The organism is Amycolatopsis mongoliensis (assembly GCF_030285665.1).
Classification (GTDB): domain Bacteria; phylum Actinomycetota; class Actinomycetes; order Mycobacteriales; family Pseudonocardiaceae; genus Amycolatopsis; species Amycolatopsis mongoliensis.
The window spans coordinates 2,823,292-2,844,632 of the sequence record NZ_CP127295.1; the positions used below are offsets into that span (position 1 = coordinate 2,823,292).

23 protein-coding genes and 1 tRNA gene are annotated in these 21,341 nt (G+C 71.4%); 13 read left to right on the forward strand and 11 right to left on the reverse strand.

Annotated elements, in window-relative coordinates:
- Window positions 1-75 precede the first annotated feature (75 nt).
- Window positions 76-993, forward strand: a complete 918-nt coding sequence (locus QRX60_RS13770; protein ID WP_286001175.1) for a TauD/TfdA dioxygenase family protein — start codon at window positions 76-78, stop codon at window positions 991-993.
- A 16-nt stretch (window positions 994-1,009) separates the two neighbouring features.
- Window positions 1,010-1,456, forward strand: a complete 447-nt coding sequence (locus QRX60_RS13775) for a limonene-1,2-epoxide hydrolase family protein (protein WP_286001176.1) — start codon at window positions 1,010-1,012, stop codon at window positions 1,454-1,456.
- A gap of 293 nt (window positions 1,457-1,749) precedes the next feature.
- Here QRX60_RS13775 and QRX60_RS13780 read toward each other — a convergent pair whose 3' ends face one another.
- Window positions 1,750-2,688: a CapA family protein gene (locus QRX60_RS13780; RefSeq protein WP_286001177.1), complete on the reverse strand. Its 939-nt coding sequence runs from the start codon at window positions 2,686-2,688 to the stop codon at window positions 1,750-1,752.
- A gap of 126 nt (window positions 2,689-2,814) precedes the next feature.
- Here QRX60_RS13780 and QRX60_RS13785 point away from each other — a divergent pair, with 126 nt between their 5' ends.
- The 6 genes from QRX60_RS13785 (at window position 2,815) to QRX60_RS13810 (ending at window position 8,478) form a co-directional block, all read left to right on the forward strand.
- A complete protein-coding gene (locus tag QRX60_RS13785; protein WP_286001178.1) occupies window positions 2,815-5,292 on the forward strand; it encodes an endonuclease/exonuclease/phosphatase family protein in 2,478 nt (825 codons plus the stop codon).
- Between the two features lie 133 nt (window positions 5,293-5,425).
- Complete coding sequence (locus QRX60_RS13790) at window positions 5,426-5,968, forward strand: hypothetical protein (RefSeq protein ID WP_286001179.1); 543 nt, start codon at window positions 5,426-5,428, stop codon at window positions 5,966-5,968.
- Window positions 5,965-7,167 (forward strand): putative T7SS-secreted protein, encoded by a 1,203-nt coding sequence (locus QRX60_RS13795; RefSeq protein ID WP_286001180.1) that lies wholly within the window; start codon window positions 5,965-5,967, stop codon window positions 7,165-7,167. The genes QRX60_RS13790 and QRX60_RS13795 overlap by 4 nt, the downstream gene beginning before the upstream one ends.
- A complete protein-coding gene (locus tag QRX60_RS13800) occupies window positions 7,167-7,742 on the forward strand; it encodes a hypothetical protein (protein ID WP_286001181.1) in 576 nt (191 codons plus the stop codon). The genes QRX60_RS13795 and QRX60_RS13800 overlap by 1 nt, the downstream gene beginning before the upstream one ends.
- A complete protein-coding gene (locus QRX60_RS13805; RefSeq protein WP_286001182.1) occupies window positions 7,739-8,065 on the forward strand; it encodes a hypothetical protein in 327 nt (108 codons plus the stop codon). The genes QRX60_RS13800 and QRX60_RS13805 overlap by 4 nt, the downstream gene beginning before the upstream one ends.
- The gene (locus QRX60_RS13810; RefSeq protein WP_286001183.1) at window positions 8,062-8,478 is read left to right on the forward strand and encodes a YbaB/EbfC family nucleoid-associated protein; all 417 of its coding nucleotides are present in this window, start codon (window positions 8,062-8,064) and stop codon (window positions 8,476-8,478) included. The genes QRX60_RS13805 and QRX60_RS13810 overlap by 4 nt, the downstream gene beginning before the upstream one ends.
- Here the strand turns inward: QRX60_RS13810 and QRX60_RS13815 are convergent.
- From QRX60_RS13815 to QRX60_RS13840, 6 genes are all read right to left on the reverse strand, one after another.
- Window positions 8,475-8,879: a hypothetical protein gene (locus QRX60_RS13815; RefSeq protein ID WP_286001184.1), complete on the reverse strand. Its 405-nt coding sequence runs from the start codon at window positions 8,877-8,879 to the stop codon at window positions 8,475-8,477. The genes QRX60_RS13810 and QRX60_RS13815 overlap by 4 nt on opposite strands.
- Window positions 8,876-11,605 (reverse strand): FtsK/SpoIIIE domain-containing protein, encoded by a 2,730-nt coding sequence (locus QRX60_RS13820; RefSeq protein ID WP_286001185.1) that lies wholly within the window; start codon window positions 11,603-11,605, stop codon window positions 8,876-8,878. Before QRX60_RS13820 ends, QRX60_RS13815 begins: the two co-directional genes overlap by 4 nt.
- 33 nt (window positions 11,606-11,638) lie before the next feature.
- Complete coding sequence (locus QRX60_RS13825) at window positions 11,639-11,884, reverse strand: hypothetical protein (protein WP_286001186.1); 246 nt, start codon at window positions 11,882-11,884, stop codon at window positions 11,639-11,641.
- A 4-nt stretch (window positions 11,885-11,888) separates the two neighbouring features.
- Window positions 11,889-12,149 carry a hypothetical protein gene (locus QRX60_RS13830; protein ID WP_003056176.1) on the reverse strand — a complete coding sequence of 87 codons (261 nt, stop codon included), beginning with the start codon at window positions 12,147-12,149 and terminating at the stop codon, window positions 11,889-11,891.
- A gap of 588 nt (window positions 12,150-12,737) precedes the next feature.
- A tRNA-Ser gene (locus QRX60_RS13835) sits at window positions 12,738-12,822 on the reverse strand.
- Window positions 12,823-12,868: 46 nt separating this feature from the next.
- Window positions 12,869-13,645, reverse strand: a complete 777-nt coding sequence (locus tag QRX60_RS13840; RefSeq protein WP_286001187.1) for a PP2C family protein-serine/threonine phosphatase — start codon at window positions 13,643-13,645, stop codon at window positions 12,869-12,871.
- 77 nt (window positions 13,646-13,722) lie between these two features.
- Between QRX60_RS13840 and QRX60_RS13845 the strand changes: the two genes are divergently transcribed.
- Together QRX60_RS13845 and QRX60_RS13850 are read left to right on the forward strand one after the other, a co-directional pair.
- Window positions 13,723-15,417: an HsdM family class I SAM-dependent methyltransferase gene (locus tag QRX60_RS13845; RefSeq protein ID WP_286001188.1), complete on the forward strand. Its 1,695-nt coding sequence runs from the start codon at window positions 13,723-13,725 to the stop codon at window positions 15,415-15,417.
- 8 nt (window positions 15,418-15,425) lie between these two features.
- Window positions 15,426-16,316: a serine/threonine-protein kinase gene (locus QRX60_RS13850; RefSeq protein WP_286001189.1), complete on the forward strand. Its 891-nt coding sequence runs from the start codon at window positions 15,426-15,428 to the stop codon at window positions 16,314-16,316.
- Here QRX60_RS13850 and QRX60_RS13855 read toward each other — a convergent pair.
- Window positions 16,306-16,815 carry a hypothetical protein gene (locus tag QRX60_RS13855; RefSeq protein ID WP_286001190.1) on the reverse strand — a complete coding sequence of 170 codons (510 nt, stop codon included), beginning with the start codon at window positions 16,813-16,815 and terminating at the stop codon, window positions 16,306-16,308. The two genes, QRX60_RS13850 and QRX60_RS13855, sit on opposite strands and share 11 nt — an antisense overlap.
- Before the next feature lie 224 nt (window positions 16,816-17,039).
- Between QRX60_RS13855 and QRX60_RS13860 the strand changes: the two genes are divergently transcribed.
- Window positions 17,040-17,687 carry a L,D-transpeptidase gene (locus QRX60_RS13860; protein WP_286001191.1) on the forward strand — a complete coding sequence of 216 codons (648 nt, stop codon included), beginning with the start codon at window positions 17,040-17,042 and terminating at the stop codon, window positions 17,685-17,687.
- A gap of 58 nt (window positions 17,688-17,745) precedes the next feature.
- Here QRX60_RS13860 and QRX60_RS13865 read toward each other — a convergent pair whose 3' ends face one another.
- Complete coding sequence (locus QRX60_RS13865) at window positions 17,746-19,263, reverse strand: 3-hydroxyacyl-CoA dehydrogenase (RefSeq protein WP_286001192.1); 1,518 nt, start codon at window positions 19,261-19,263, stop codon at window positions 17,746-17,748.
- Window positions 19,264-19,315: 52 nt separating this feature from the next.
- Here QRX60_RS13865 and QRX60_RS13870 point away from each other — a divergent pair, with 52 nt between their 5' ends.
- The gene (locus tag QRX60_RS13870) at window positions 19,316-19,906 is read left to right on the forward strand and encodes a TetR/AcrR family transcriptional regulator (RefSeq protein WP_286001193.1); all 591 of its coding nucleotides are present in this window, start codon (window positions 19,316-19,318) and stop codon (window positions 19,904-19,906) included.
- Here the strand turns inward: QRX60_RS13870 and QRX60_RS13875 are convergent.
- Window positions 19,903-20,574 carry a TetR/AcrR family transcriptional regulator gene (locus QRX60_RS13875; protein WP_286001194.1) on the reverse strand — a complete coding sequence of 224 codons (672 nt, stop codon included), beginning with the start codon at window positions 20,572-20,574 and terminating at the stop codon, window positions 19,903-19,905. The two genes, QRX60_RS13870 and QRX60_RS13875, sit on opposite strands and share 4 nt — an antisense overlap.
- 127 nt (window positions 20,575-20,701) lie before the next feature.
- Here QRX60_RS13875 and QRX60_RS13880 point away from each other — a divergent pair, with 127 nt between their 5' ends.
- Complete coding sequence (locus QRX60_RS13880) at window positions 20,702-21,148, forward strand: nitroreductase family deazaflavin-dependent oxidoreductase (RefSeq protein ID WP_286001195.1); 447 nt, start codon at window positions 20,702-20,704, stop codon at window positions 21,146-21,148.
- Here QRX60_RS13880 and QRX60_RS13885 read toward each other — a convergent pair.
- Window positions 21,138-21,338 (reverse strand): hypothetical protein, encoded by a 201-nt coding sequence (locus QRX60_RS13885; RefSeq protein ID WP_286001196.1) that lies wholly within the window; start codon window positions 21,336-21,338, stop codon window positions 21,138-21,140. The two genes, QRX60_RS13880 and QRX60_RS13885, sit on opposite strands and share 11 nt — an antisense overlap.
- Between the last annotated feature and the right edge of the window lie 3 nt (window positions 21,339-21,341).

A 21,341-nucleotide genomic window follows, 5' to 3' on the forward strand; every position in this document is an offset into this window, starting at 1 on the left:
CGGCCGCCTGGGCTCGCCCCCTGCCTGACGCGAGCCCGGCGTCCGAATCCTTCCGAAAACCCTTGGAGCACAACCATGTCCGTAGACCTGCCTGCCCGGGTTCAGCTGCGGGAGGCCCGCACCCCCGCCGACGGCCTCCTCGAGGGCCCGCGCGTCCTGCACGAGCCGCGGAAAGAGTACGAGCGCTTCACCCTCCGCCCCCTCAGCCGGGTGATCGGCGCCGAGATCGACGGCGTCGACCTCGCCCGGCCGCTCACCGCCGAGCTGCGCGAAGAACTCACCAGCGCCCTGCTCGAGTGGAAGGTGATCTTCTTCCGCGACCAGGAGATCACCTCCGCGCAGCAGCGCGCGTTCGCCGCGAACTGGGGCGAGCTGGAGACCAACCCGTTCATCCCGAAGGGCGACGACGACGCCGTCACGCGCTTCGAGCGCACCGCCGCCATGCCCGGCTACGAGAACATCTGGCACGTCGACGTCACCTGGCGGCCCAACCCGGCACTCGGCTCGGTGCTGCGGCTGATCGAGGTGCCGCCCGTCGGTGGCGACACGATGTGGGCCGACATGGCCGCCGCCTACGACAACCTGCCCGAAGACGTCCGCACCCGCATCGACGGGCTCACCGCGGTGCACGACTACCTCCCCGGCTTCGACCGGTTCTCCGACCCCGCGCTCCTGGCGCAGTGGCAGGACCGCTTCCCGCCGGTCGAACACCCGGTGGTCCGGACGCACCCGGAGACCGGGCGGCGCACCCTGTTCGTCAACCAGGCGTTCACGACGCACATCGTCGGGCTCGACCGGGCCGAGAGCGACCGGCTGCTGCGGTACCTGTTCCTGCAGGCTCACACGCCCGAGTTCCAGGTCCGGTTCAGCTGGCGGCCGAACTCGGTGGCCTTCTGGGACAACCGCGCGACGCAGCACTACGCGGTCAACGACTACCACCCGCACGTCCGGATCGCGGAGCGCGTCGCCATCGCGGGCGACCGGCCGTACTGACCTCTAGCCTGGGCGCATGACCGATGAACCCCAGGCAGTGGTGACCGGTTTCCTCCAGGCCCTCGAAGACCTCGACATCGACCGAGCGCTGACGTTCGCGGCGAGCGACATCGTGTACCAGAACGTGCCGTTGCCGCCCGCCCGCGGCCTCGCGGCGGTCGAGAAGCAGCTGCGTCTGCTGGCCCGGTTCGGCTCCGGGTTCGAAGCGCGCACGCACCACATCGCCGCGGACGGCAACGTCGTGCTCACCGAACGCACCGACGTGCTGCGCCGCGGCGCGTGGGAAGCGGAGTTCTGGGTGTGCGGCACGTTCGAGGTCGAAGGCGGCCGGATCGTGCTGTGGCGCGACTACTTCGACTGGACGACGGTCCTGGCCGCGAGCGCGAAGGGTGCCGGGCGGGTCGCGCTCGCCGGCGCGCGCACGCTTTTCGGCCGCTACAAGGCGAAGCAGGCGGTGCGCTAGACCCGGTGTTCGCCGCGGTCGTGGTCCCGAAGGTCCACGACCGCGGCTATCCCCAGCACCAGCACGAACACGCAACTGAGAACAATCAGCCCCCACATGATGGTTCTCCCTCCCCCACGTGTTCGTGCTGGTCGAGAGCTGTCGAGGAGTGGTCTGTGCCACTTTTCCGGCGGCTCACGCAGACCGTACCGCCGCTTCACGCGGGTTGTTCCGGGTCTTAGGGAGCATTTAAGGCAGATGCGCCGGATGGGTGACAGCGGCGCCGCGCCCGGTGACGGTCCGCGCGCGATCAGTTACGCACCAACGCCTACCGAGGCGATTCCGTCCCGGATGGTCACGGTCGTCGAGCGCCGCGCCGAGAGATCCGCGACGTACCGCAGCACCTTGCCCGCTTCGTCCCCGGCGAGCGGTACGCACTCGTTGTCGGCGTTGCGCCGCACCGGGATCAGCTCGAGCCGGGGTTCGTCGCCGAACATGCAGCCGGCCAGCAGCCCGTCGACGTGGCGCCCGCGCATCGCCGGCCAGTCGAAGACGAGGTTGCCGAGGCTGTAGAGGATCGGTCGGCCCCGGTGGACCTCGACGGCCTGGATCGTGTGCGGCCCGTGCCCGGCGACCAGGTCGGCGCCGGCGTCGATCGCCGCGCGGCCGTAGGCGACCTGGTACTCGGTGAGTTCGGCGCCCGGCAAGCCCCAGTGCATCGAGACGACGACGTGGTCATGGGCGGCCTTGGCCTGCTTCACGTCGGCGACGAGCCGGTCGAGGTGCTCGGGGAGGGGTGTCGTACGCACCAGCGGCGGGCGGCCCGGGATCTCCGCGACGCGGGGATCGGGCTGGTAAGCCGTGGTCGCAAACGCTTGCGCGACGCCGGGAAACTCCAGATGCGCACCGTAGGGGCGAAGTGACGTGTACGCGAGGAAGGCGACCTTCTCGCCGGACCGTTCGAGCACCGCGGGTGTGTGCGCGGCGTCGAGGGTCGGGCCGGCACCGCAGTGCGCGATCCCGGCGCGGTCGAGGACCGGGAGGGTCGCCGGCGCGGTGAGGTCGTTGGCGCACGAGACGACGTCGATGCCGCCCGACGTCAGCGCCTCCGCCATCACCGCGTCGAGAGGGCCTTCGAGATTGACGAACCGGAGGCCGGCGCCCTTGAGCAGCGGCTCCAGCCGCTCGAACGCCGTCGACGGCGTCTTGCGGCCTTGAACGTTGACGTCTCCGCCGAGTACCAGCGTGATCACGAAACCTGCTCTGCCGATCGAGTGACGACGAAAGTAGTTGTTACGAATCGTTGCATCTTTGTCTTCCTCCTCCTCATCTGTTCGGGGGACTATGCCACGACTGTTCAAGCACAAAGGGGACTCAGGGTGATCAAGACCCACAGAGCCAAGACCGCGCTGACGGTGGCCGTCGCGTCCGGCTTGGTGCTCGGCGGAGTGGCCGCACCGGCCGCGCTCGCGGCACCCAGCGCCGACGCGGTCATCGCCGAGGTCTACGGCGGTGGCGGCAACTCCGGCGCCACGTTGACCAACGACTTCGTCGAGCTCGCCAACCACGGTACTGCGGCGACGAGCGTCGACGGTTTCAGCGTCCAGTACCTGCCCGGCTCGCCGAGCGCGTCCAGCACCTGGCAGGTGACGCAGCTGGCCGGCAGCGTCGCGCCGGGCGGGCGCTACCTCGTGGCGGAGGGCAAGGGCAGCGGCGGCACGGTCGCGCTGCCGGCGCCGGACGCGACCGGCGCGATCGCCATGTCCGCGACCGCGGGCACGGTCGCCCTCGTCTCCGGCACCACCGCGTTGACCTGCAAGACCGCCGCGGACTGCGCTGCCGACACCCGGATCAAGGACCTGGTCGGGTTCGGCACGGCGACCGTGCGCGAAGGCGCTCCGACGGCCGCGCCGGCCAACTCGACGTCCGTCGCGCGCGCCGCCTCGCTGGCCGACACCGACGACAACGCGGCCGACTTCACCGTCGGCGACCCGTCCCCGACGAACACCAAGGGCGAGACGACCGGCGGCGGGGGCCCCGGCGAGCCCGGCACCCCGGCGAAGATCCACGAAATCCAGGGCACCACGCGCATTTCGCCGTTCAAGGACCAGAAGGTCAGCGGCGTCACCGGGGTCGTCACCGCGACCCGGACGTTCGGCTCGTCGCGCGGGTTCTGGCTCACCGACCCGAACCCGGACAACGACCCGCGCACCAGCGAGGGTCTGTTCGTGTACACCGGCTCGACGAGCCCGGCCGTCGCGGTCGGCGACGCGGTGACCGCGGCCGGCACCGTCCGCGAGTTCTACCCGGACGCGCCGGCGACGTCGAACTACCAGTCGCTCACCGAGCTGGGCAGTGCACAGTGGACGGTCGACTCGCACGGGAACGCCCTGCCGGCGCCGACCGTGCTGAACCCCGACACCGTGCCGACGACGTACGCGCCGTCGCCCGGCGGGAACATCGAGCCGCTGACGCTGGAGCCGGCGAAGTACGCGCTGGACTTCTGGGAGGCGCACGAGAGCGAGATCGTGAGCGTCACCGACGCCCGCGTCGTCGGCCCGTCGAACTCGTTCAACGAGCTGTACGTGACGTCCAAGCCGGACCAGCACGAGTCCGTCCGCGGCGGCAGCGTCTACCTGGGCTACGACCAGCTGAACAGCGGCGTCATGAAGGTGTCGTCGCTGATCCCGTTCGACCAGCGGCCGTTCCCGAAGCTCAACGTCGGTGACGTGCTGACCGGCACCACGTCCGGCCCGGTCGAGTACAGCAACTTCGGCGGCTACACGCTGTTCGCCAGCGTGCTCGGCACCGAAAAGGACAACGGGCTGCAGGCCGAGACCACGCGCAAGCAGCGCTCCGGCGAGCTCGCGGTCGCGACGTACAACGTCGAGAACCTGGCGCCGGGCGACCCGCAGGCGAAGTACGACCGGCTCGGCGAGGCGATCGTGACGCACCTGGCGACGCCGGACATCGTGAACCTGGAGGAGATCCAGGACAACACGGGCGCGACCGACGACGGCACCGTCGCGGCGGACCAGACGCTGCAGAAGTTCACCGACGCCATCGTCGCCAAGGGCGGCCCGCGCTACCAGTGGCGCTCGATCGACCCGGTGAACGACCAGGACGGCGGCCAGCCGGGCGGCAACATCCGGGTGGCGTTCCTGTTCAACCCGGCTCGGGTGTCCTTTGTGGATCGTCCGGGTGGGACGTCGACGACGCCGGTCGGTGTCACGAAGGACCACGGGAAGACGCACCTGACGGCGTCGCCCGGTCGCGTCGACCCGGCGAACGAAGCGTGGGAGGACAGCCGCAAGCCGCTCGCCGGCGAGTTCGTCTTCAAGGGCCGCACGGTGTTCGTCATCGCCAACCACTTCAACTCCAAGGGCGGCGACCAGCCGACGCACGGCCGCAACCAGCCGCCGGTGCGCAGTTCCGAGGTGCAGCGGGCGAAGCAGGCGACGGTGCTGAGGGGGTTCGTCGATTCGTTGCTGGCGGCCGATCGCAACGCGAACATCGTGGTGGCGGGCGACCTGAACGACTACCCGTTCTCGCCGGCGGTCCAGACGCTCACCGCCGGTGGCGCGCTGAAGGACCTGATCGCGTCGGTGCCCGAGGCCGAGCGGTACAGCTACGTGTTCGAGGGGCAGTCGCAGGTGCTGGACCACATCCTGGCGTCGAAGGCGCCGCGCGGGGTGGACTACGACGTCGTCCACATCAACGCGGAGTTCGCCGACCAGGCGAGCGACCACGACCCGCAGGTGATCCGGTTCCGGCCGAGTGCCGGCAACGCGATCCAGGACGGGATCAACGACCTGCTCGACTACCTCGAGCAGCTGCTGGGGAAGTACTTCCCGTAAGCCTGCTCGCCGAGGCCACCACCGGGCGCCCGCCCGGTGGTGGCCTTTTTTGTTGCCACACCATCGGGTGATGGGGAAACCGCATCGCGGGTGCTGCCGTCTTTACTGGTGACGAGACCACAGGGGAGGTGGCGTGGACGGGTACGCGGTGAAGGTCGACGAGCTGGGCAAGCTCATCGACGACCTCGACACGGCGGCGGGCAGGATGGCCGACGCCAACCGGAAGCTCGGCGGTGGCGGGGCGTTCGGGTCGCTGGGGACGGCGGAGCTGGGGCAGGCAGGGGTCGAGTTCGAGGAGGCCTGGGGGTACGGGATCGGGCGGCTCGGCGAGGCGGCTTCGGACATCACTGAGCGGCTCAAGCAGGCGAAGCAGAAGTACGAGCGGATCGAGGCCGAGTTCGGTGACGAGCTGGCGAAGTTCGGCTCGGCGGTGCTGGGTGGGGACGGCAAGGCCGGCGGTGCGGTGCCGGGCGGCGGTGACCTGGGTGGTCGTGGGGATCCGGCGGATGGTGGCGTCGGTGACTTGGGCGGGGGTGATGGCAAGGTCGGTGGTGGGGTGACTGGTGGGGTGCCGGGCATCGACGATCTGGCTGAGCGCGGCGAGTCCGGCGGCGGGATGGTCGGCGGCGGCGCGACCGGCGGCATCACCGACATCCTGAGCGGTCTCGACCGGTGAGCGCTCAGAACTTCCCGGCCCTGGGCTTCGACCCGGCGCCCGGCGACCTCGACGGCGTCACCGACCTGGCCGGCAAGTACCGGGCGGTGAGCAGCGACCTGACCGAAGCCGACGACTCGCTGCGGCAGATAGTCCGTAAGCAGGGCATCTGGCAGGGCGAGGCGAGCGACGCGTTCGCCCGGCGCATCGGCCCGCTGCCGCAGTACCTCGAGGATGCGGCGAAGTCGATGGGCCGAGCCGCGGACGCGCTCGAAGGCTGGTCCCGCGACCTCGGTGACCTGCAAAAACGCGCAGCCGACCTGGAGGCGCGCGCGGAGGCGGCCGCCAAGGCCGCGGAGCAGGCGCGCGCGAACCCGGACCTCGGGCTCGCCAACCGGACGTTCCCGGACCAGCCGTCGCTGCAGATCGCCCAGCGCCTGCTGGACGACGCGGGCCGGCAGCTCCAGTCCGCCATCGACGGCTGCCAGAACGTCCAAGACGCCGCGAAGCAGCTCCAGCAGGAGCACGCCGAGTCAGCCGGACGCGTCGCGGAGGCGCTGCGGAAGGCGAAGGAGCTGGCCCCGGACGAACCGGACGTCCTCGACGAGCTGGCCGACGCGGTCGGCGGGGTATTGGCCGACCTGGGCAACACCCTGGCCGACTCGGTCGATCAGGCGTGGGACTTCGTCCAGGACCACGCGGAGGTCCTGTCGAAGGTCTCCGACGTGGTCGGTGACATCGGCAACGGCCTCGGCGTCCTCAGCGATGTCCTGCCCTCGCCGGCCGGTGAGCTCACGAGCCTCGTCGCCACCACTTTCGGCTTGGGTGCCCTTGGTGGTCACGCGGTCGCCAAGGCGGCCGGAGCCGACGTGGCACCCGAGACCTTGAGCTTCGACGTGGCGGGGGTGGTCACTTCGATCGCCGGGATCAACCCCATGATGCCGGACACCGTGATCAAGGTCGCGACCTACGGTGCGCTGGCCGGCCAGCTGGGAGCCGAAGCCGCGAAGGGCGCGGACTTCGAGAGCCCGCTGGACGACTTCAAGAACTACTGGGTCCCCAAGGACGCCGGCCAATGGGCCGTGACGGGCTCGTCGGTCGTCGTCGGGCCGGCGGCCTGGGCGGCGGTGGCGCTCGGCAATGCGGCCGACGCGGGAATGCAGGCCGACAACGCGCCGGAGCGCCGGCGTGAGCGGGCGGAAGACGAGGTGTGGAACTGATGCCTCTGCAGATCGACCTGCCGCCCGGGTTCGCCGGCATGCCGGTGGGCGCCGACGACAAGATGAACCGCGGCCACGCGTGGACCGTGGCCGAGAACTCGGCCGCCGGCGCTGGGACGTCCATCGAGGAGTTCGGCAGCTACCTGATGGCGCTGGTGCCGGCCATGCAGGCCAACGGCATCCGCGTCTTCGGCAAGTTCGCCGTCGGCCGGCGCAAGGGCGACGTCGCGACCCTGACCCTGGGCGTGGCGCAGTGGCCGGACACCGCGCCCGGGAGCCGGGACGCCGTGGTAGCGGCGATGGCCGAGCAGTACCGGAGCCGGCACAAGCGGGCGGTGGTGCACCCCGTGCGGCTGCCGATCGGCCCGGCGATCGTCGCGATCAGCGGCGGTGAGTTCCACCTGCCGGAAGGCGACGTTCGCGCCCAGATCAAGGCGGAGTACCAGATCCCGCTCCCCGACGGCCGGTCGGTGGTGATCTTGTCGGTGGTCGCGGAATCGGACGACGCCTGGCCCGCGATCGCGGAAGCGACGGCGAGGGTGGCTTGGAGCCTTCGCAGCGGAGAAACGCCGTGATCAGCACGGTGGCCAGTTCGACCAAGTTCTCGGCTGGCGAGGTGATCTTCGCTGTCCTGATGGGCGTGGTGATCATCGGCGGTCTGACGTTGACCATCGTCCGCGCACGTCGTTCGATGAAGCCGCGTGACCAGCAGATGGCGGTGCTGGCCGCGGAACTCGACGGCCGGCGGCAGGTGTACTTCCGGAAGATGGAAATCGGCTTGGCCCAGGAGGATCTCCTCCGTGTCGCCCGTAGCCGGGGCTACTCACTGATCGACCACCGCGTCGGGAAGTACTACGAGTTCGTCTACACACCGCACCAGCCGGGGAGACTGGCATGAGCGACAACGCGCAGCTCATCGAGGAAATGCGCTGGCAGCTCAGGCAGATCGAGGACCGCAAGGCGGAGAACCAGCGCCTCCTCGCGGGCATCGCCGGGAGCAACCACACGACCGTGGTCTCACCGGACCGGGCGGTCACGGTTCTCGCCGGGCCCGGCGGGGTCATCAGCGAAGTGCGGCTCGCGCCGGAAGCCATGCGTTCCGACGCCGTCACGCTGAGCCGGACCATCACCGCCGCCATCCGCGAGGCGGTCGCCGCCTCCGGACGGCTTGCCGCACCGCCGGCCGCGGGAGCACCGCGCCCAATCGCACCACCACGCCCGGCGCCGCAGCCCGAGCGTGCACCCGCCCCACCCCCACGCAGGCAAGCTCCCACCGACGACGAGCCCTACGACACGGTGTTCGACGTCTAGGCCGGCGGCTGCTCGCCGCGCTTCGACGCCGCCCGCTTGGCGCGCCACCCCAGGCCCAGCACCGCCTGGACCAGCTCCTGGTAACTGGGCTTGACCTCCTCGAGGTACCGCTCCAGATACGCCGGGCGCGCGGTCAAGACCGGGCGGGGCTCGTCGCCCGGGTCCAGCCAGAGCAGGCCCTGGATGTTGTGGAGCGCCATCTTCCACCAGCGCGTCGCGCGCTCGGCCGCCCGGGCCTCGCGCTCTTTCGCCGTCTCGATGGCGGTTTCGGCTTCCTCGATCTCTCCCGTCAGCTCCTCGGCGCGGGCCAGTTCCCACGCGCGCAGGTTCTCCGCCGAGCCCCGGGAGAGGGCGATGATTTCCTTGTACCGCATGGCCGCGGTGGCACCGTCGTCGGTCATCGGTCGTTCTCCGGGCGCTGGAACGGGATGATCACTTCAGGGGCGCCGTGGGTCGTGCGGTCGAAGAACAACGCGCGGCCCGGGCGCGGGGACCAGTGCACCACCTGGCCCGCCGCGAACGGCGACAGCTCGTTGCCCTGGACGTCGAGCGCCGCCCACGTGCCGATGTCGTCGGTGCCCGCGAAGCCCAGGGTGTCCTTGAGCCGGGCGATGCTGCGCCACCAGCCGATCGTGTGGATGCCGTGGCCCGGCCCGTGCTTGAGCAGCACGCGCAGGTGGTCGAGGCCGCTCTTCAGCTGCCCGACGGCCTTCGCTTCCAAGGCCGGCAGCGCCGCGTCGACCCCGTACAGGAGCAGGATCTTCGCGCCGCCGGACATCGAGCCGGTCATCGACTCCAGCACGCCGGTCAGGTCGTCCACCAGCGTGGCCGCGTGGCCGTCGGCGCGCAGCCGCTCGGTCAGCTCCAGTGCCGCCGGGGCGCAGGCCTCGATCGGGCAGCTCAGCACGAACTCGACCTCGCCGGGCTCGTACTGCCGCGACAGCGAGCGCGCCGCCGAGTCCATGATGGACAGTGCTTCGGCGGTCGCCGACCCGAGCACCGCAACGTTGCGGCCCGGTGCCCGCGGCAGCTCCACGCTGCACGCGGCCTCGGCGACGTCGATCGACTGTCCCAGCAGCGCCCGCGGCCGCGAGTTCGGCTTGAGGTCCAGGTACGCCGAGAACTGTTCCAGCACCGGCGAATGCGCGCCGTCGAACAGGCGCGGCCGCGGGAACCGGCCCTGGTACTCCTCCCACAACCGGTGCTGCAGCCGGACGAACACGTTCTTGCTGCTCGCGTCCGGGATGTGGGCCAGCTGGTTGCCGTGCGCGACGCCGGAGTCGTGGTTGATCACCCCGTGCCACTTCGGGGCCGACACCGCCGCGTTGTTCGTCTCGGCCAGCACGCGCCGCGCCTTCGGCATCGCGATGCGCAGCGTGCACTGCTCGAACACCGCCGGCTTGCCCCAGAACGCCTCGATGCCGGCGACGTCCTGGCTGGCCAGCACCAGGTGGATGCCCTGCGACCGGCCGCGCCGCGCGATGTCCTCCAGCAGCTGCGTGGCCGTGGCCGTCACCTGGTCGCGGCCTGCGAACAGGTACTGGAACTCGTCGATCACCGCGACGATCCGCGGCCAGTGCCCGCCGGGGTCGGCTTCGCGGAGGTCGGCGAGGTTCGTGACCTCGTGCTCCTTAGCGGCCGCCGACCGGCGTCGCAGCTCGTCGGCCAGGAACCGCAGCAGCGCCAGGCCGAACTCCCGGTCGGTGTTGACGTTGACGCCGACGAGCCGCGCGTGCGGCAGCCAGCTCGCGTCCTTGCGCCCCGGCGCCAGCCCGGCGAACGAGACGCCTTCCTTGAAGTCCAGCAGGTACAGCGCCAGCTCGTTCGGGTTGTACCGGGCCGCGAGACTGCCGAGCAGCGCGTACAGGAAGTTCGTCTTGCCCGAACCGGACGGCCCGCCGATCAGGGCGTGCGGGCTCGCGTCGCCGATGACGACCTCGACCGGCTCGCCCTCGAAGAACCCGACCGGCGCGCGCAGCTCCCGCGCGGAGCTTTCGTGCCCGATCTCGGCCGGCAGCAGGTCGTCGAACGACCGCGGCCCGCCCTGCTTGGCGATCAGCGCCGCGGCGATCCGGTCGGCGGCGCGGATGACCTGCCCGGACGGCATCGGCGGATCGAGGTCGACGACCAGGTCGGTGCCGGTCATGCTGCTGATCGCGTGCCGGTCGTCGATGAGGCTCAGCGTCTCGACCGAGGCGCTCACGGCGGTCGGCACGTCGATCATGATCAGGCAGATCCCCGCGGCCAGCGCCCCGCTCGCGACGCGCTTGAGGTCGCGGGCGCGCTCCGGTTCCAAGGTCTCGCCGTTGCCGTAGAGCACGACGATGCGGAACGGCTCGACCCGCTCCTGCCGGTCGACGCGCAGCTCCCGCAGCGATGTGTGGCCTGCCTGCATCCCGGTCGCGTGGATGCGGCGGATGTGCCCGGCCAGCTCGTCGAGGAGGTCCTCGAGTCGGCCCGGGTCGTACAGCGAAAGCGCGCTCGTGCGGCTCAGCGGGTAGAGGTCGGGCAGGATCGCGGTCAGCTGCCCGATGTCCCACAGGTGCACGCGCACCGCGCCGGGCTCGAACGTCGAGAGCACGCGGATCAGCAGGTTCTGCACGATGCCGTCGATGGTGGGCCGCGTCTTCGGCGCCGACGTGATCGCCAGGTGCGACTCGTCGAGCAGCGGGACGGCGACGTCGAACGTGCGGGTGGCGTCGCCGCCGGCCGCCGTCGCGGAGCCGACCCGCCACAGGCCGGGCGAAGTGATGCCGGCGTTGTGACCGACGCGGCCGAGCCAGTCACCCGGCGGCAGCCCGGCCGGGCCGGGTGCGTTCTGCGAGACGAGTTCGCGCAGGACCGCGGGTCCCTGACCCCAGTCGGTGTAGAAAGCGCTTCGCACACTGCCGAGCGCGCCGAACACCTCGTGCGCGGCGGGGTGCCGGGACCACTCGTTCTGCTGCTCGGCACTGGCGTGGTTCATGCCGACGCGGACGATGTCGCGCTCCAGCTCGAGTTTGGCGAGATCGGCCTCCGCGGCTTGGCGCGCCCCGGCCGCCGCGCCCAGGACCAGTCCGATCTGGTGGCGGACCCGGTCGAGTGCGGTTTCGACGCGGTTGCGTTGCTCGGCTGACTTGTTGGCCATCGGCGTCCCCAAGAAAAGGTGTCCCCAAAAGGATTACAGGCGCGACCGGTATCCGCTCACCAGATCTTCGGCAGCGGCCAGGCGGACGAGGAGCTGGTCCAGCCCCTCGCCGGCCTGCGCGTACTGCGAAGGAAGCCAGGGATCGGCCTTGGCCTGGGCGTCCACGAGAGCTTGCCGGGCCTCTCCGAGCAGGCTTGTGGCCCGCTCGGAGTGGGCGCGCGCGTCGGCGAGCCCGGCCACGGCGGCGGTGAGCAGCTGGTGGAGTTCGGCAAGCGACATCCGGCTAGAGCCGCGCCGAGTAGGAGTCGGCGGAGGAAATGCTTGCTTGGACCGTGCTCTGCAAGCCGTTGATGCCTTGCAGAGCCTCCGCCAGCAACCCGTGTGCCTGGCTCACTTCGTGCTGGCTGCTGCCTTGCGTCGCTTGTGCGAGCGACTGCTGGGCTTCTTCGAGAGACTGCGCTGCCTGTTGCAGGGCGGCGATGCTCGCGGACGCCTTTTCGTTGGCGAGCGCGATGCCAGCGCGGATCTCTTCGACTCCGGCCATCGGGCCTCTACTCCTCGAAATTTCGTCGGTCGTACGGGGGCGAATCCATTGAAACAGATCCAACGACTCAGCGTGATCATCTGACTGTGCGGAGTGATCACGGGCCCGGAATCAGCAAGGCCCCGGACGTGGGACGTCCGGGGCCGGGCCGATCACGGTGCGTACCGGGGTTGACCCGGCACGTATCTCGCACACTGAAGTCGCTGGCCAGCGCTACCCCAGGTCAGAGCGGTTTTCGTGCCACTGCTGGCCTTTCTGGAAGCGTCGTGCTCGGGTTGGGGTGAGACTAGCGCGACCGGAGCAACGGGCTGCGCTCAGCCCTGCTCGTAACTCCCTGTGGACGAGCAGATTTGTCCAGCAATCGCTCGAAAGACATTTCACATTCCGGGCGGCCGCGAGCATCGCGGCCGCATCCGCACAGGCAGGTGCTCGTGCGGATGCCCCGGCCCGCGCCGTCCGCCCGCCGCGGGACCGGGTCGCGCAGTGCGTTCCGGCCCGGATTCGGGGCAGGCCACGGGTTTCCGGGCCGCGAACGACGAAACGCCGGGCGGTCCGTGAAGACTGCTCGGCGTTTCGCCTGTTCAAGTGCGGAGGATACAGGATTCGAACCTGCGAGGGCGTGAACCCAACACGCTTTCCAAGCGTGCGCCTTAGGCCGCTCGGCCAATCCTCCGCAGGAGACGATACCGGATGCTCGTCCCCGGTCTTGAAGGTGGGTCTCAGCCGTCGGCGGGCCGCGGTGCGGCCCCGGGTGCCGCGACGACGTCGGCCACCACGCAGGTGATGTTGTCCGGGCCGCCGCCTTCGTTGGCCAGGCGGATCAGCTCGGGGATCACGTCGGCCGGTTCCCGGATCGCCGCCAGGACGTCGCGCAGGGTGGCTTCGCTGACCGGGCCGCTCAGGCCGTCCGAACAGAGCAGGTAGCGGTCGCCCGGCTTCGCCTTGAACGTCCAGATGTCGGGGTCGCTGGAGCCCGTCGTCTGCAGGGCCTTCATCAGCAGCGAACGCCGCGGGTGCGAGTCCGCGTCCTCGGCCGCGACCCGGCCGTCCTCGACCAGTGCCTGCACGAGCGTGTGGTCGCGGGTCAGCCGCCGCAGGCCGCCTTCGCGCAGCAGGTAGCCGCGGGAGTCGCCGACGTGGGCCGCCGCGAACTCCACGCCGTCGAACATCAGCACCGTCAGCGTCGTGCCCATGCCTTCGGTCGTCGGCTCCTGCGAGGCGACCTCCGTCAGCCGCGCGTCGATCGACTTGACCACGCCGGCCAGCGTCGCCGCCAGGTCGACGCCCGTGAGGTCGATCCGGCGCAGGTCGACGTCGAGCTCGCGCAGCACGTCGACCGCGGTCGCGCTGGCGACCTCGCCGTGCGGCTGGCCGCCGATGCCGTCGGCGACGGCGAGCAGGCTCGAACTCGCGTACAGCGAGTCCTCGTTGACCTGGCGGCGCCGGCCGACGTCCGACCCCGCGGCGTACCGGAGGACGTACCGATCGTGTGTCATGCCCCCATGAAAGCATTGGTTGACTGAGTTCACAAGCAACTCGGCTGAATGGAGCACTCTCCGATAGAGTTGCCGTCATGGACGACGACGCCACGGTCAGCGCGGCCGACATCGCGCGGCTCGCCGGGGTCGGCCGGGCCGCGGTGAGCAACTGGCGCCGTCGCTATCCGGACTTCCCGCCGCCCGTCGGCGGCACGGCGTCGAGCCCGTTGTTCGGCCTGTCCGCCGTCGCCGGCTGGTTCCGCGCCCGAGGCAAGAAGTTCGAGCTGTCCGCCGGTGAACGCGCCTGGCAGCGCCTGCGCGCCCTGGGCGACGACCTCGACCTCGCCGAGCGCGTGAGCCGCGCGGGCGCCTTTTTCGCCTTCCAGGCCGGGATCGCCGACACCTTCGACAGCAAGCTCGACGACCCCGAGCTGCTCACCCTGCTCAGCGAGATGACGCACCGGGCCGGGCCGGTCGAGTCGTTCGAACTGTTGTGCCGCCGGTACTTCGAAGCGCATTCGCGGCGGTTGTCGGCCACCCCGGAGCCGGTCGCCGAGCTGATGGCTCGGCTCACCGGCCCGGTCTCGGCGATCCTCGACCCCGCCTGCGGCTTCGGCGCGCTCGCGCTGGCGAGCGGCGCGAAAACCGTGCTGGGCCAGGACAGTGACCCGATGACGGCGTCGATCGCGACGCTGCGGCTGCGGCTGCGCGGCATCGAGGCCGAGGTCCACGCGGTCGACGCGCTGCGCGAAGACGCCTTCTCGGGCCGGACCGCCGAAGCCGTGCTGTGCGACCCGCCGTTCAACGAACGGGCCTGGGGGCACGACGAACTCGTCGGCGACGCGCGCTGGGAGTACGGCCTGCCGCCGCGCGGCGAGCCCGAGCTCGCCTGGGTGCAGCACTGCCTCGCCCACGTCGAACCCGGTGGCACGGTGGCGATCCTGATGCCGGGCGCGGCGGCCGGGCGGCGCAGCGGGAAGCGGATCCGCGGCAACCTGTTGCGCGCGGGCGCGGTCCGCGCGGTCGTCACGCTGACGCCGGCCGGCCCCGACCTCTGGCTGCTGCGGCGGCCGGTGCCCGGGCAGCGCCCGCCGTCCACCGTGCTGCTGGCGGAGGCGGGCGACGATCTGTCCACAGTGGATGAAATGTGGCGGGAGTTCCGCGCGCACCCCGAGTCCGGCGTCCGGATCATCGACCTGCTCGACGACGACGTCGACCTGACCCCCGCCCGGCGTCGCGGCCGGGACGAGGACCCCGGCCAGGCTTTCCAGGCCGTGCGGGGCCGCTTCGCCGAACTGGCGCCGCGGCTGCCCCCGCTCGAAGCCGTCGATACCGAACCGGCGTTCACCACGATCGGCGAGCTGGTCAAGGCCGGCGTGGTCGAGGTCAGGCACGCGGCCCGCGCCGACGCCGAGCACCCCACGGCCGAGGCGGGTGACGTCGTCGCGTCCGTGACCGGGATCGCGTATGTCCACAGTGGACCAGCGGCGCCGGTCGGCGCCGGCCTCACCGTGTACCGCGTGGACCCGGACCGGCTGGACGCGGACTTCCTGGCCGGCTGCCTGCGCGCGGCCGACCTGCCCGCCGCGTCCGCCTCGACCCGGATCGACGGGAGGCGGGTGCGGATTCCGCGGTGCCCGATCGCCGTCCAGCGCGAATACGGCCTGGTCTTCCGGCGGCTGGCGGAATTCGACGCCGTCCTGCGCGAGACGGCGGAAACGGGCCGTGAGCTGGTCCGGCTAGGCTTCGCTGGACTTGTCGAAGGACGGCTCCGCCCGGGAGGCGGTTAGGGGAACGGATGCTGATCGCCGACCGCTACGAGCTCGACGAGCTGCCGCTCGGGCGCGGCGGGATGGGCGCGGTGCACGGCGGGCACGACCGCAGGCTGGGCCGGCGCGTGGCGATCAAGCTGCTCAGGCTGCCGGGCCGCGACGAAGAACTCGAAGCCCGCTTCGCCCGCGAAGCACGGATCCTGGCGACGCTCGACCACCCCGGCGTGCCGACGCTGTACGACTACGGCACCCACGACGACCGGTTGTTCCAGGTCATGCAGTTCGTCGACGGCGTGACGGTCGCCGACCTGCTCGCCGAGCACGGGCCGCTGCCGGTGCCGTGGGCCGCGGCGATCGCGGCGCAGGCGTGCGCGGTGCTGACCGCCGCCCACGCGCTCGCGGTGTGCCACCGCGACCTCAAGCCGTCCAACCTGATGCTCGGGCCGGACGGTGGCGTCAAGGTGATGGACTTCGGGCTCGCGGTGCTCCGCGAAGCCGACGCCGCGCAGTTCACGCGGGCCGGGCAGCTGCTGGGGACGCCGTCGTACATGGCGCCCGAGCAGATCCAGCGGGGCGGCGCCGAACCGCGGAGCGATCTCTACGCGCTGGGGTGCGTGCTGCACGAAATGCTCACCGGGCGGCGGCTCTTCGACGGGCCCACCGCGTACGCCGTGTTCGAGCGGCAGGTCAAGGAACTGCCGCCGCCGGTGCCGGGGGTTCCGAAGCAGCTCAACGCCCTGCTCGCCGAGATGCTGGCGAAGGACCCGGAAGCGCGGCCGCCCGGGGCGGCCGCGCTGTACGAGCGGCTCGACGCGTTAGTCGGCGGGCTGCCACCGCTGCCCGGGTTCCTGGTGCCGCCGTCCGTGCCCAGTCCGGGCCGGATGTACGCCCGGGTGCTGGGGCGCGTCAGCGGCTGAGCGCCGCCGCCCGCTGGTCGGCGAGCGGCAGGCCGCGCCGCTGGATGCGGCGGTACGTCGTCGCGTTCTGCACCGCGATGCTGACGCCCAGGGTGAGCGCGATCGACGCCGAGGTCAGCGGACCGGCGACGCCGAGCGCGGTGCCCAGCGCGACCAGCCCGACCCGCACCGCGATGGTCAGCAGCCACAGCCCGACGGTGACGGCCGAGCCCTTCTGGAACGTCGTGCCGTCGCGCTCGGTGAGCGTCGTCGTGGTGCTGCGCAGGACCCCGAGCCCGGCGAGGACGACGAGGTCGGCGCCGAGCAGCCCGAGTTCGGCGGGCGACGCACCGGGCAGGGCCTTCGCGGCGAGGTAGCCGCCGACGGCGACCAGGATCAGCGGCATCATGACCAGGGTCTTGCGGTTGAGCAGCGTGCCGCGGACCTGCTTGTAGACGACCTTGTAGAGGACGGTGGCGGCGATGACCACGTAGAGCAGGGCGTTCGCTGCGCTGGGCATTTCGGGGCTCCTTGGTTTCGAAGGTGCTCCCAGCTTCGGCGAACGGCGGCCCGGTTTCGTCGGCGTGGGGATCGGGCCCGGGTGGAACCCGGGATCAACCCGGAGGTGGAGGCGCTGCCCGGCCGGACTGCCCAAATCGTGACCTTCCCGGACGAACCTCGAACGGGTGACCGCCGTCTTTACGGGTGTCCACAAGCGATGATCGAGTATGGGGGTAACGGATCGTGAAGAGGCTTCTGGCGGGAGCGGCCGCGCTGGCCACCGCGTTCGTGCTGGCTGCCTGCTCCGGGGGCGGGGCGGCGTCCGGGGGGCCGAACGCGGGCGGCGGGGCCGTCGCCGCGGCCGGGACGGGCGGCGGGACGCCGACCACCTCGGGCACCACCGCGGCCCCCACCACGACCAGCGCCACGCCGACGCCGACGCCGTCGACCACGAAGCCGGCGCCGACCAGCACCACGGCCAAGCCGAAGCCCAAGCCCAAGCCGGCCGCTCCGGCGGCCAACCCCGGCGTCCCGTGCGCCGCCGCGGCCGCCGCGTCGGGCACCGCCGCCTGCGTCGACATCTCCGCGCACAAGGCGTGGATCCTGCAGGGCGGCAAGGTCGTCTACGGGCCGGTGCCGATGCTGCCGGGCCGCAAGGGCTACGCGACGCCGACCGGCACCTTCCACGTGCTGTCGAAGGAAAAGGTGCACCTGTCGAAGGAGTTCGACAACGCGCCGATGCCGAACTCGGTGTTCTTCTACCCGGGCGACGCCTTCCACACGGGCAGCCTCTCGGTGTACTCGCACGGCTGCATCCACCTGTCGGCGGGCGCGTCGCTGAAGTTCTTCAACACCCTGCACGTCGGTGACGTCGTCCAGGTGGTGCCGTAACCGGGTCCAGGTCGAAACGCGGGCCGTCTCCGAATCCCTCGGAGACGGCCCGTTTTCGTCAGGAGCGCAGGTCCGCCGGCGTGGTTCCGGCCGACGTCAGCGGCAGCCCCAGCGCCACCCGCTCGGTCAACCACGGGCTCGGCCGGTACCGCGGGTCCCCGGTGGTCGCGGCCAGGCCGCGCAGTATCCGCAGCACGATGTCGCCGCCCACCAGGTCTCCCCAGGTCAGCGGGCCACGCGGGTACCCGAGACCCAGCCGGACCGCCGTGTCGATGTCCTCCGGGGACGCCAAGCCCTGGCCAGCGATGAAGCACGCCGTGTTGACGATGGACGCCAGGAGGCGCTGGGCGATCGGGGCCGGGCCGTCGCGGACCACCGTCACCGGGCGGCCGGTCGCCGCCAGGGCGCCCCAGGCCGCGCGGCCCGCCGCCGGGTCGAGGCCCGGGTGGACCGCCATCGTCAGGCGCCGCTCGTAGCCACCCAGGGGATCCACGCCGGCGACGCGGTCCAGCGGCAGCCCGGCACGCGCGCCCGCGTCCACTGTGGACTCGCCGTAGAGCGGGACGAGCAGGACCGCGTCCGGGTACGCGTCCGACACCACCTGCACCCCGGCCGCCGACAGCACCCGGCCCAGGTGCTCGTCCGCCGCGAACACCGGGCTCGACGGCTTCGGCGGCGCCGCCGGCTCGTCGGTGACCTGCTGCTTCCCCTCGGCGTACGAGTAGAAGCCCGAGCCGTTCTTGCGCCCGAACAACCCGGCGGCGACCCGCGGCCGGGTCAGCCACGACGGCCGCAGCCGCGGTTCGCCGTGGAAGCCGCCCCAGATGCTTTCCAGCACCGCGTGCGACACGTCGAGGCCGGTCAGGTCGAGCAGCTCGAACGGCCCGAGCTTCAGCCCGAGCACGTCCCGCGCGACGCGGTCGACGTCGGCGGGCTCGGCCAGCGCCTCGGCGAGGATCTGCAGCGCCTCGGTGTTCAGGCCGCGCCCGGCGTGGTTGACCAGGAAGCCCGGCGCGTCCTTCGCCAGCACCGGCTCGTGGCCCCAGCTCCTGACCAGTTCGAGCGCCTCGGCGGGCAGCCAGTCGTGGGTGCGCGTGCCCGGGATCACCTCGACCAGGCGCATCAGCGGCACCGGGTTGAAGAAGTGCAGGCCGATCAGCCTGCCCGGGTCGGCCAGCTCGGCGGCGATCTCGGTGACCGACAGCGAGCTGGTGTTCGTCGCGAAGATCGTCTCCTGTGGACAGACGCGCTCGAGGCTCGCGAACAGGGCCCGCTTCGTCCCGAGGTCCTCCCGGACGGCCTCGACGACGAGGTCGACGCCGTCCGCGGGCGCGTCGGGGGCGTCCACCGCGACCAGCCGGTCCTTGACCGCCTGCGGGTCTTCGAGCTTGCCCTTGGCGGCCAGCTTGCCGACCATCTCGCCGACGTACTCGATCGCCTCGGTGACGGCCTCGCGCCGGACGTCGGCCAGCTCGACGGTCACCCCCGCGGTCGCGGCCAGCTGGACGATCCCGCGGCCCATCACCCCGGTCCCGATCACCCGGATCCTGCCGACCTTCCCGGCCCACCCCGTCACGTCGTGCCCGCCTTCCCGCCGATGTCGTCGGGCCGACGGTACCGTCTCGGCCGTGACGGGGAAGCGGCTGACGCGGGCGGAAAGCCGCGAACGGACGAAGGACCGGCTGCTCGCGGCGGCCGCCGAGCTGTTCGCCGAACGCGGGGTCAACGGCACGTCGGTCGAGCAGATCGCCGAACGCGCCGGGTACACGCGCGGGGCGTTCTACGGCAACTTCGAGGACAAGCACGAGCTGGTCGTGGCCTTGCTGGCCCGGCGCCGGGAGCAGGAAGCCGTCGAAGTCGCGGCGCTGGAAGGCGACGTCATGACGCGGCTCAAGGAATGGCACGCGGAACGCGCCGAGCACCTGCCCGGGTGGTTCGCCCTGCGCACCGAGCTGACGCTGTACGCGCTGCGCAACCCCGGGGCCCGGCCGTCGGCGGGGGAGAACGAGCGGGCCGCGCGCGAGCTGATCGAGGCGGGTGTGCGGGCGACGTTCGCCGCTCGCGGTGTCGAGCCGCCCGCCGACCCGGCGTTCCTCGCGCTGATCATCCACGCGCTGGAGGACGGCCTGCTCCGGCAGCGGTACCTGAGCCCGGAAGGGACGAGCGACACCGTGATCGCCGACGCCGTCGAGCTGCTGCTGCGCACCTGGCTGCGTTAAAGGCCGACGAACTCGGCCATCCGCATCGCCGAGTGCGTGAAGAACGCGTCGGCCGGGTCGACGCTGCCGACGTACTGGCCGAACAGGTCGAAGTTGATCGCCCCGAACAGCTGGGTCCACGCCATGATCAGCCGGGTGACGGTTTCCGGTCCGGCGACGATCCCGAGGACTTTCGTGAGCGTCTCGGCCTGGGCGCGCAGTTCGGGCGCGACGTCGCCGTCGACCGCTCGCAGCTCGGTGTGCGTGAGCACCTTGACCAGGGCGAGCGCGACCCGGGACGCGGGGGCGACGGTGTCCTGCGGGGCCTGGTAGCCGGGGATCGGTGAGCCGTAGATCAGCGCGTACTCGTGCGGGTGCGCGCGGGCCCAGTCGCGCGTCGCGTGCCAGATCGCGAGCCACCGGTCGCGGGGGGCGCCCTTGCCGGGGTCGGCCGCCTCGGCCGCCTCGCCGATCGCGTTGTAGGCGTCGACGATCAGGTCGGTCAGCAGCCGGTCGCGGCTGGGGAAGTACCGGTACAGCGCGGACGACACCATGCCCAGCTCCCGCGCCACCGCGCGCAGCGAAAGCCCGTGCGCGCCGACCTCGGCGAGCTGGCGGCGGGCCTCGTCCTTGATCTCCTGGGTGAGCTCGGCGCGAGCACGCTCGCGCGCGGTCCGGGTCGCGGTCATGAGGGTCAGTGTGCCATGACGAGAGCGGCGCACAAAATCGAGAGCACTGCTCTTGACAGTGCCCCACGAGTGGGTGTTCACTGCTCTTAACCGAGAGCACTGCTCTCCCAAACTTCCGGAGGACACCATGACCGCCGCCCGCTACATCGAGCCGAAGAAGGCCACCAACGTCTTCAACGAGGCCGTCGCGAAGCTGACCCGGATGGGCTTCAGCGTGTGGGGCAGCCGGGTGCTGACCGTCGTCGGGCGCAAGAGCGGCGAGCCGCGGTCGGTGCCGGTGAACCTGCTGACCGTCGACGGCGTGCGCTACCTCGTCGCCCCGCGCGGCGAGACGCAGTGGGTGCGCAACCTGCGGGCCGCCGGCCAGGGCACGCTGCGCGTCGGGCGCCGCGTCGAGGAGTTCACCTTCCGCGAGCTGGCCGACGACGAGAAGCCGGGCATCCTGCGCGCCTACCTCAAGCGCTGGAAGTTCGAGGTCGGCGTGTTCTTCGACGGCGTCGACGCCAAGGCCTCGGACGAGAAGCTGCGCGAGATCGCGCCGGGCTACCCGATCTTCGAGATCTTCACGAAGTAGGTTTGCGCCGCTTGGTCAGGTTCGCCGCGACCAGGACCACGCCGGCGAGGAACGCGACGAGCCCGATCAGGAACCACAGCTTCTGGCCGGTCATGAAGCTGCCGGTGATGACCCCGATGCCCTGCAGCACCCAGACGGCGCCGACGAGCACGAGCACGACCCCGACCGCGAAGGTGATCCAGCGCCTCATCCG

What these genes read in the sequence shown, in the direction of transcription:
- QRX60_RS13770 (WP_286001175.1), top strand. Translation starts at nt 76, where the DNA reads ATGTCCGTAGACCTGCCTGCCCGGGTTCAGCTGCGGGAGGCCCGCACC.
- QRX60_RS13775 (WP_286001176.1), top strand. Translation starts at nt 1,010, where the DNA reads ATGACCGATGAACCCCAGGCAGTGGTGACCGGTTTCCTCCAGGCCCTC.
- QRX60_RS13800 (WP_286001181.1), top strand. Translation starts at nt 7,167, where the DNA reads ATGCCTCTGCAGATCGACCTGCCGCCCGGGTTCGCCGGCATGCCGGTG.
- QRX60_RS13810 (WP_286001183.1), top strand. Translation starts at nt 8,062, where the DNA reads ATGAGCGACAACGCGCAGCTCATCGAGGAAATGCGCTGGCAGCTCAGG.
- QRX60_RS13815 (WP_286001184.1), bottom strand. Translation starts at nt 8,879, where the DNA reads ATGACCGACGACGGTGCCACCGCGGCCATGCGGTACAAGGAAATCATC.
- QRX60_RS13820 (WP_286001185.1), bottom strand. Translation starts at nt 11,605, where the DNA reads ATGGCCAACAAGTCAGCCGAGCAACGCAACCGCGTCGAAACCGCACTC.
- QRX60_RS13825 (WP_286001186.1), bottom strand. Translation starts at nt 11,884, where the DNA reads ATGTCGCTTGCCGAACTCCACCAGCTGCTCACCGCCGCCGTGGCCGGG.
- QRX60_RS13830 (WP_003056176.1), bottom strand. Translation starts at nt 12,149, where the DNA reads ATGGCCGGAGTCGAAGAGATCCGCGCTGGCATCGCGCTCGCCAACGAA.
- QRX60_RS13840 (WP_286001187.1), bottom strand. Translation starts at nt 13,645, where the DNA reads ATGACACACGATCGGTACGTCCTCCGGTACGCCGCGGGGTCGGACGTC.
- QRX60_RS13845 (WP_286001188.1), top strand. Translation starts at nt 13,723, where the DNA reads ATGGACGACGACGCCACGGTCAGCGCGGCCGACATCGCGCGGCTCGCC.
- QRX60_RS13850 (WP_286001189.1), top strand. Translation starts at nt 15,426, where the DNA reads ATGCTGATCGCCGACCGCTACGAGCTCGACGAGCTGCCGCTCGGGCGC.
- QRX60_RS13855 (WP_286001190.1), bottom strand. Translation starts at nt 16,815, where the DNA reads ATGCCCAGCGCAGCGAACGCCCTGCTCTACGTGGTCATCGCCGCCACC.
- QRX60_RS13875 (WP_286001194.1), bottom strand. Translation starts at nt 20,574, where the DNA reads ATGACCGCGACCCGGACCGCGCGCGAGCGTGCTCGCGCCGAGCTCACC.
- QRX60_RS13880 (WP_286001195.1), top strand. Translation starts at nt 20,702, where the DNA reads ATGACCGCCGCCCGCTACATCGAGCCGAAGAAGGCCACCAACGTCTTC.
- QRX60_RS13885 (WP_286001196.1), bottom strand. Translation starts at nt 21,338, where the DNA reads ATGAGGCGCTGGATCACCTTCGCGGTCGGGGTCGTGCTCGTGCTCGTC.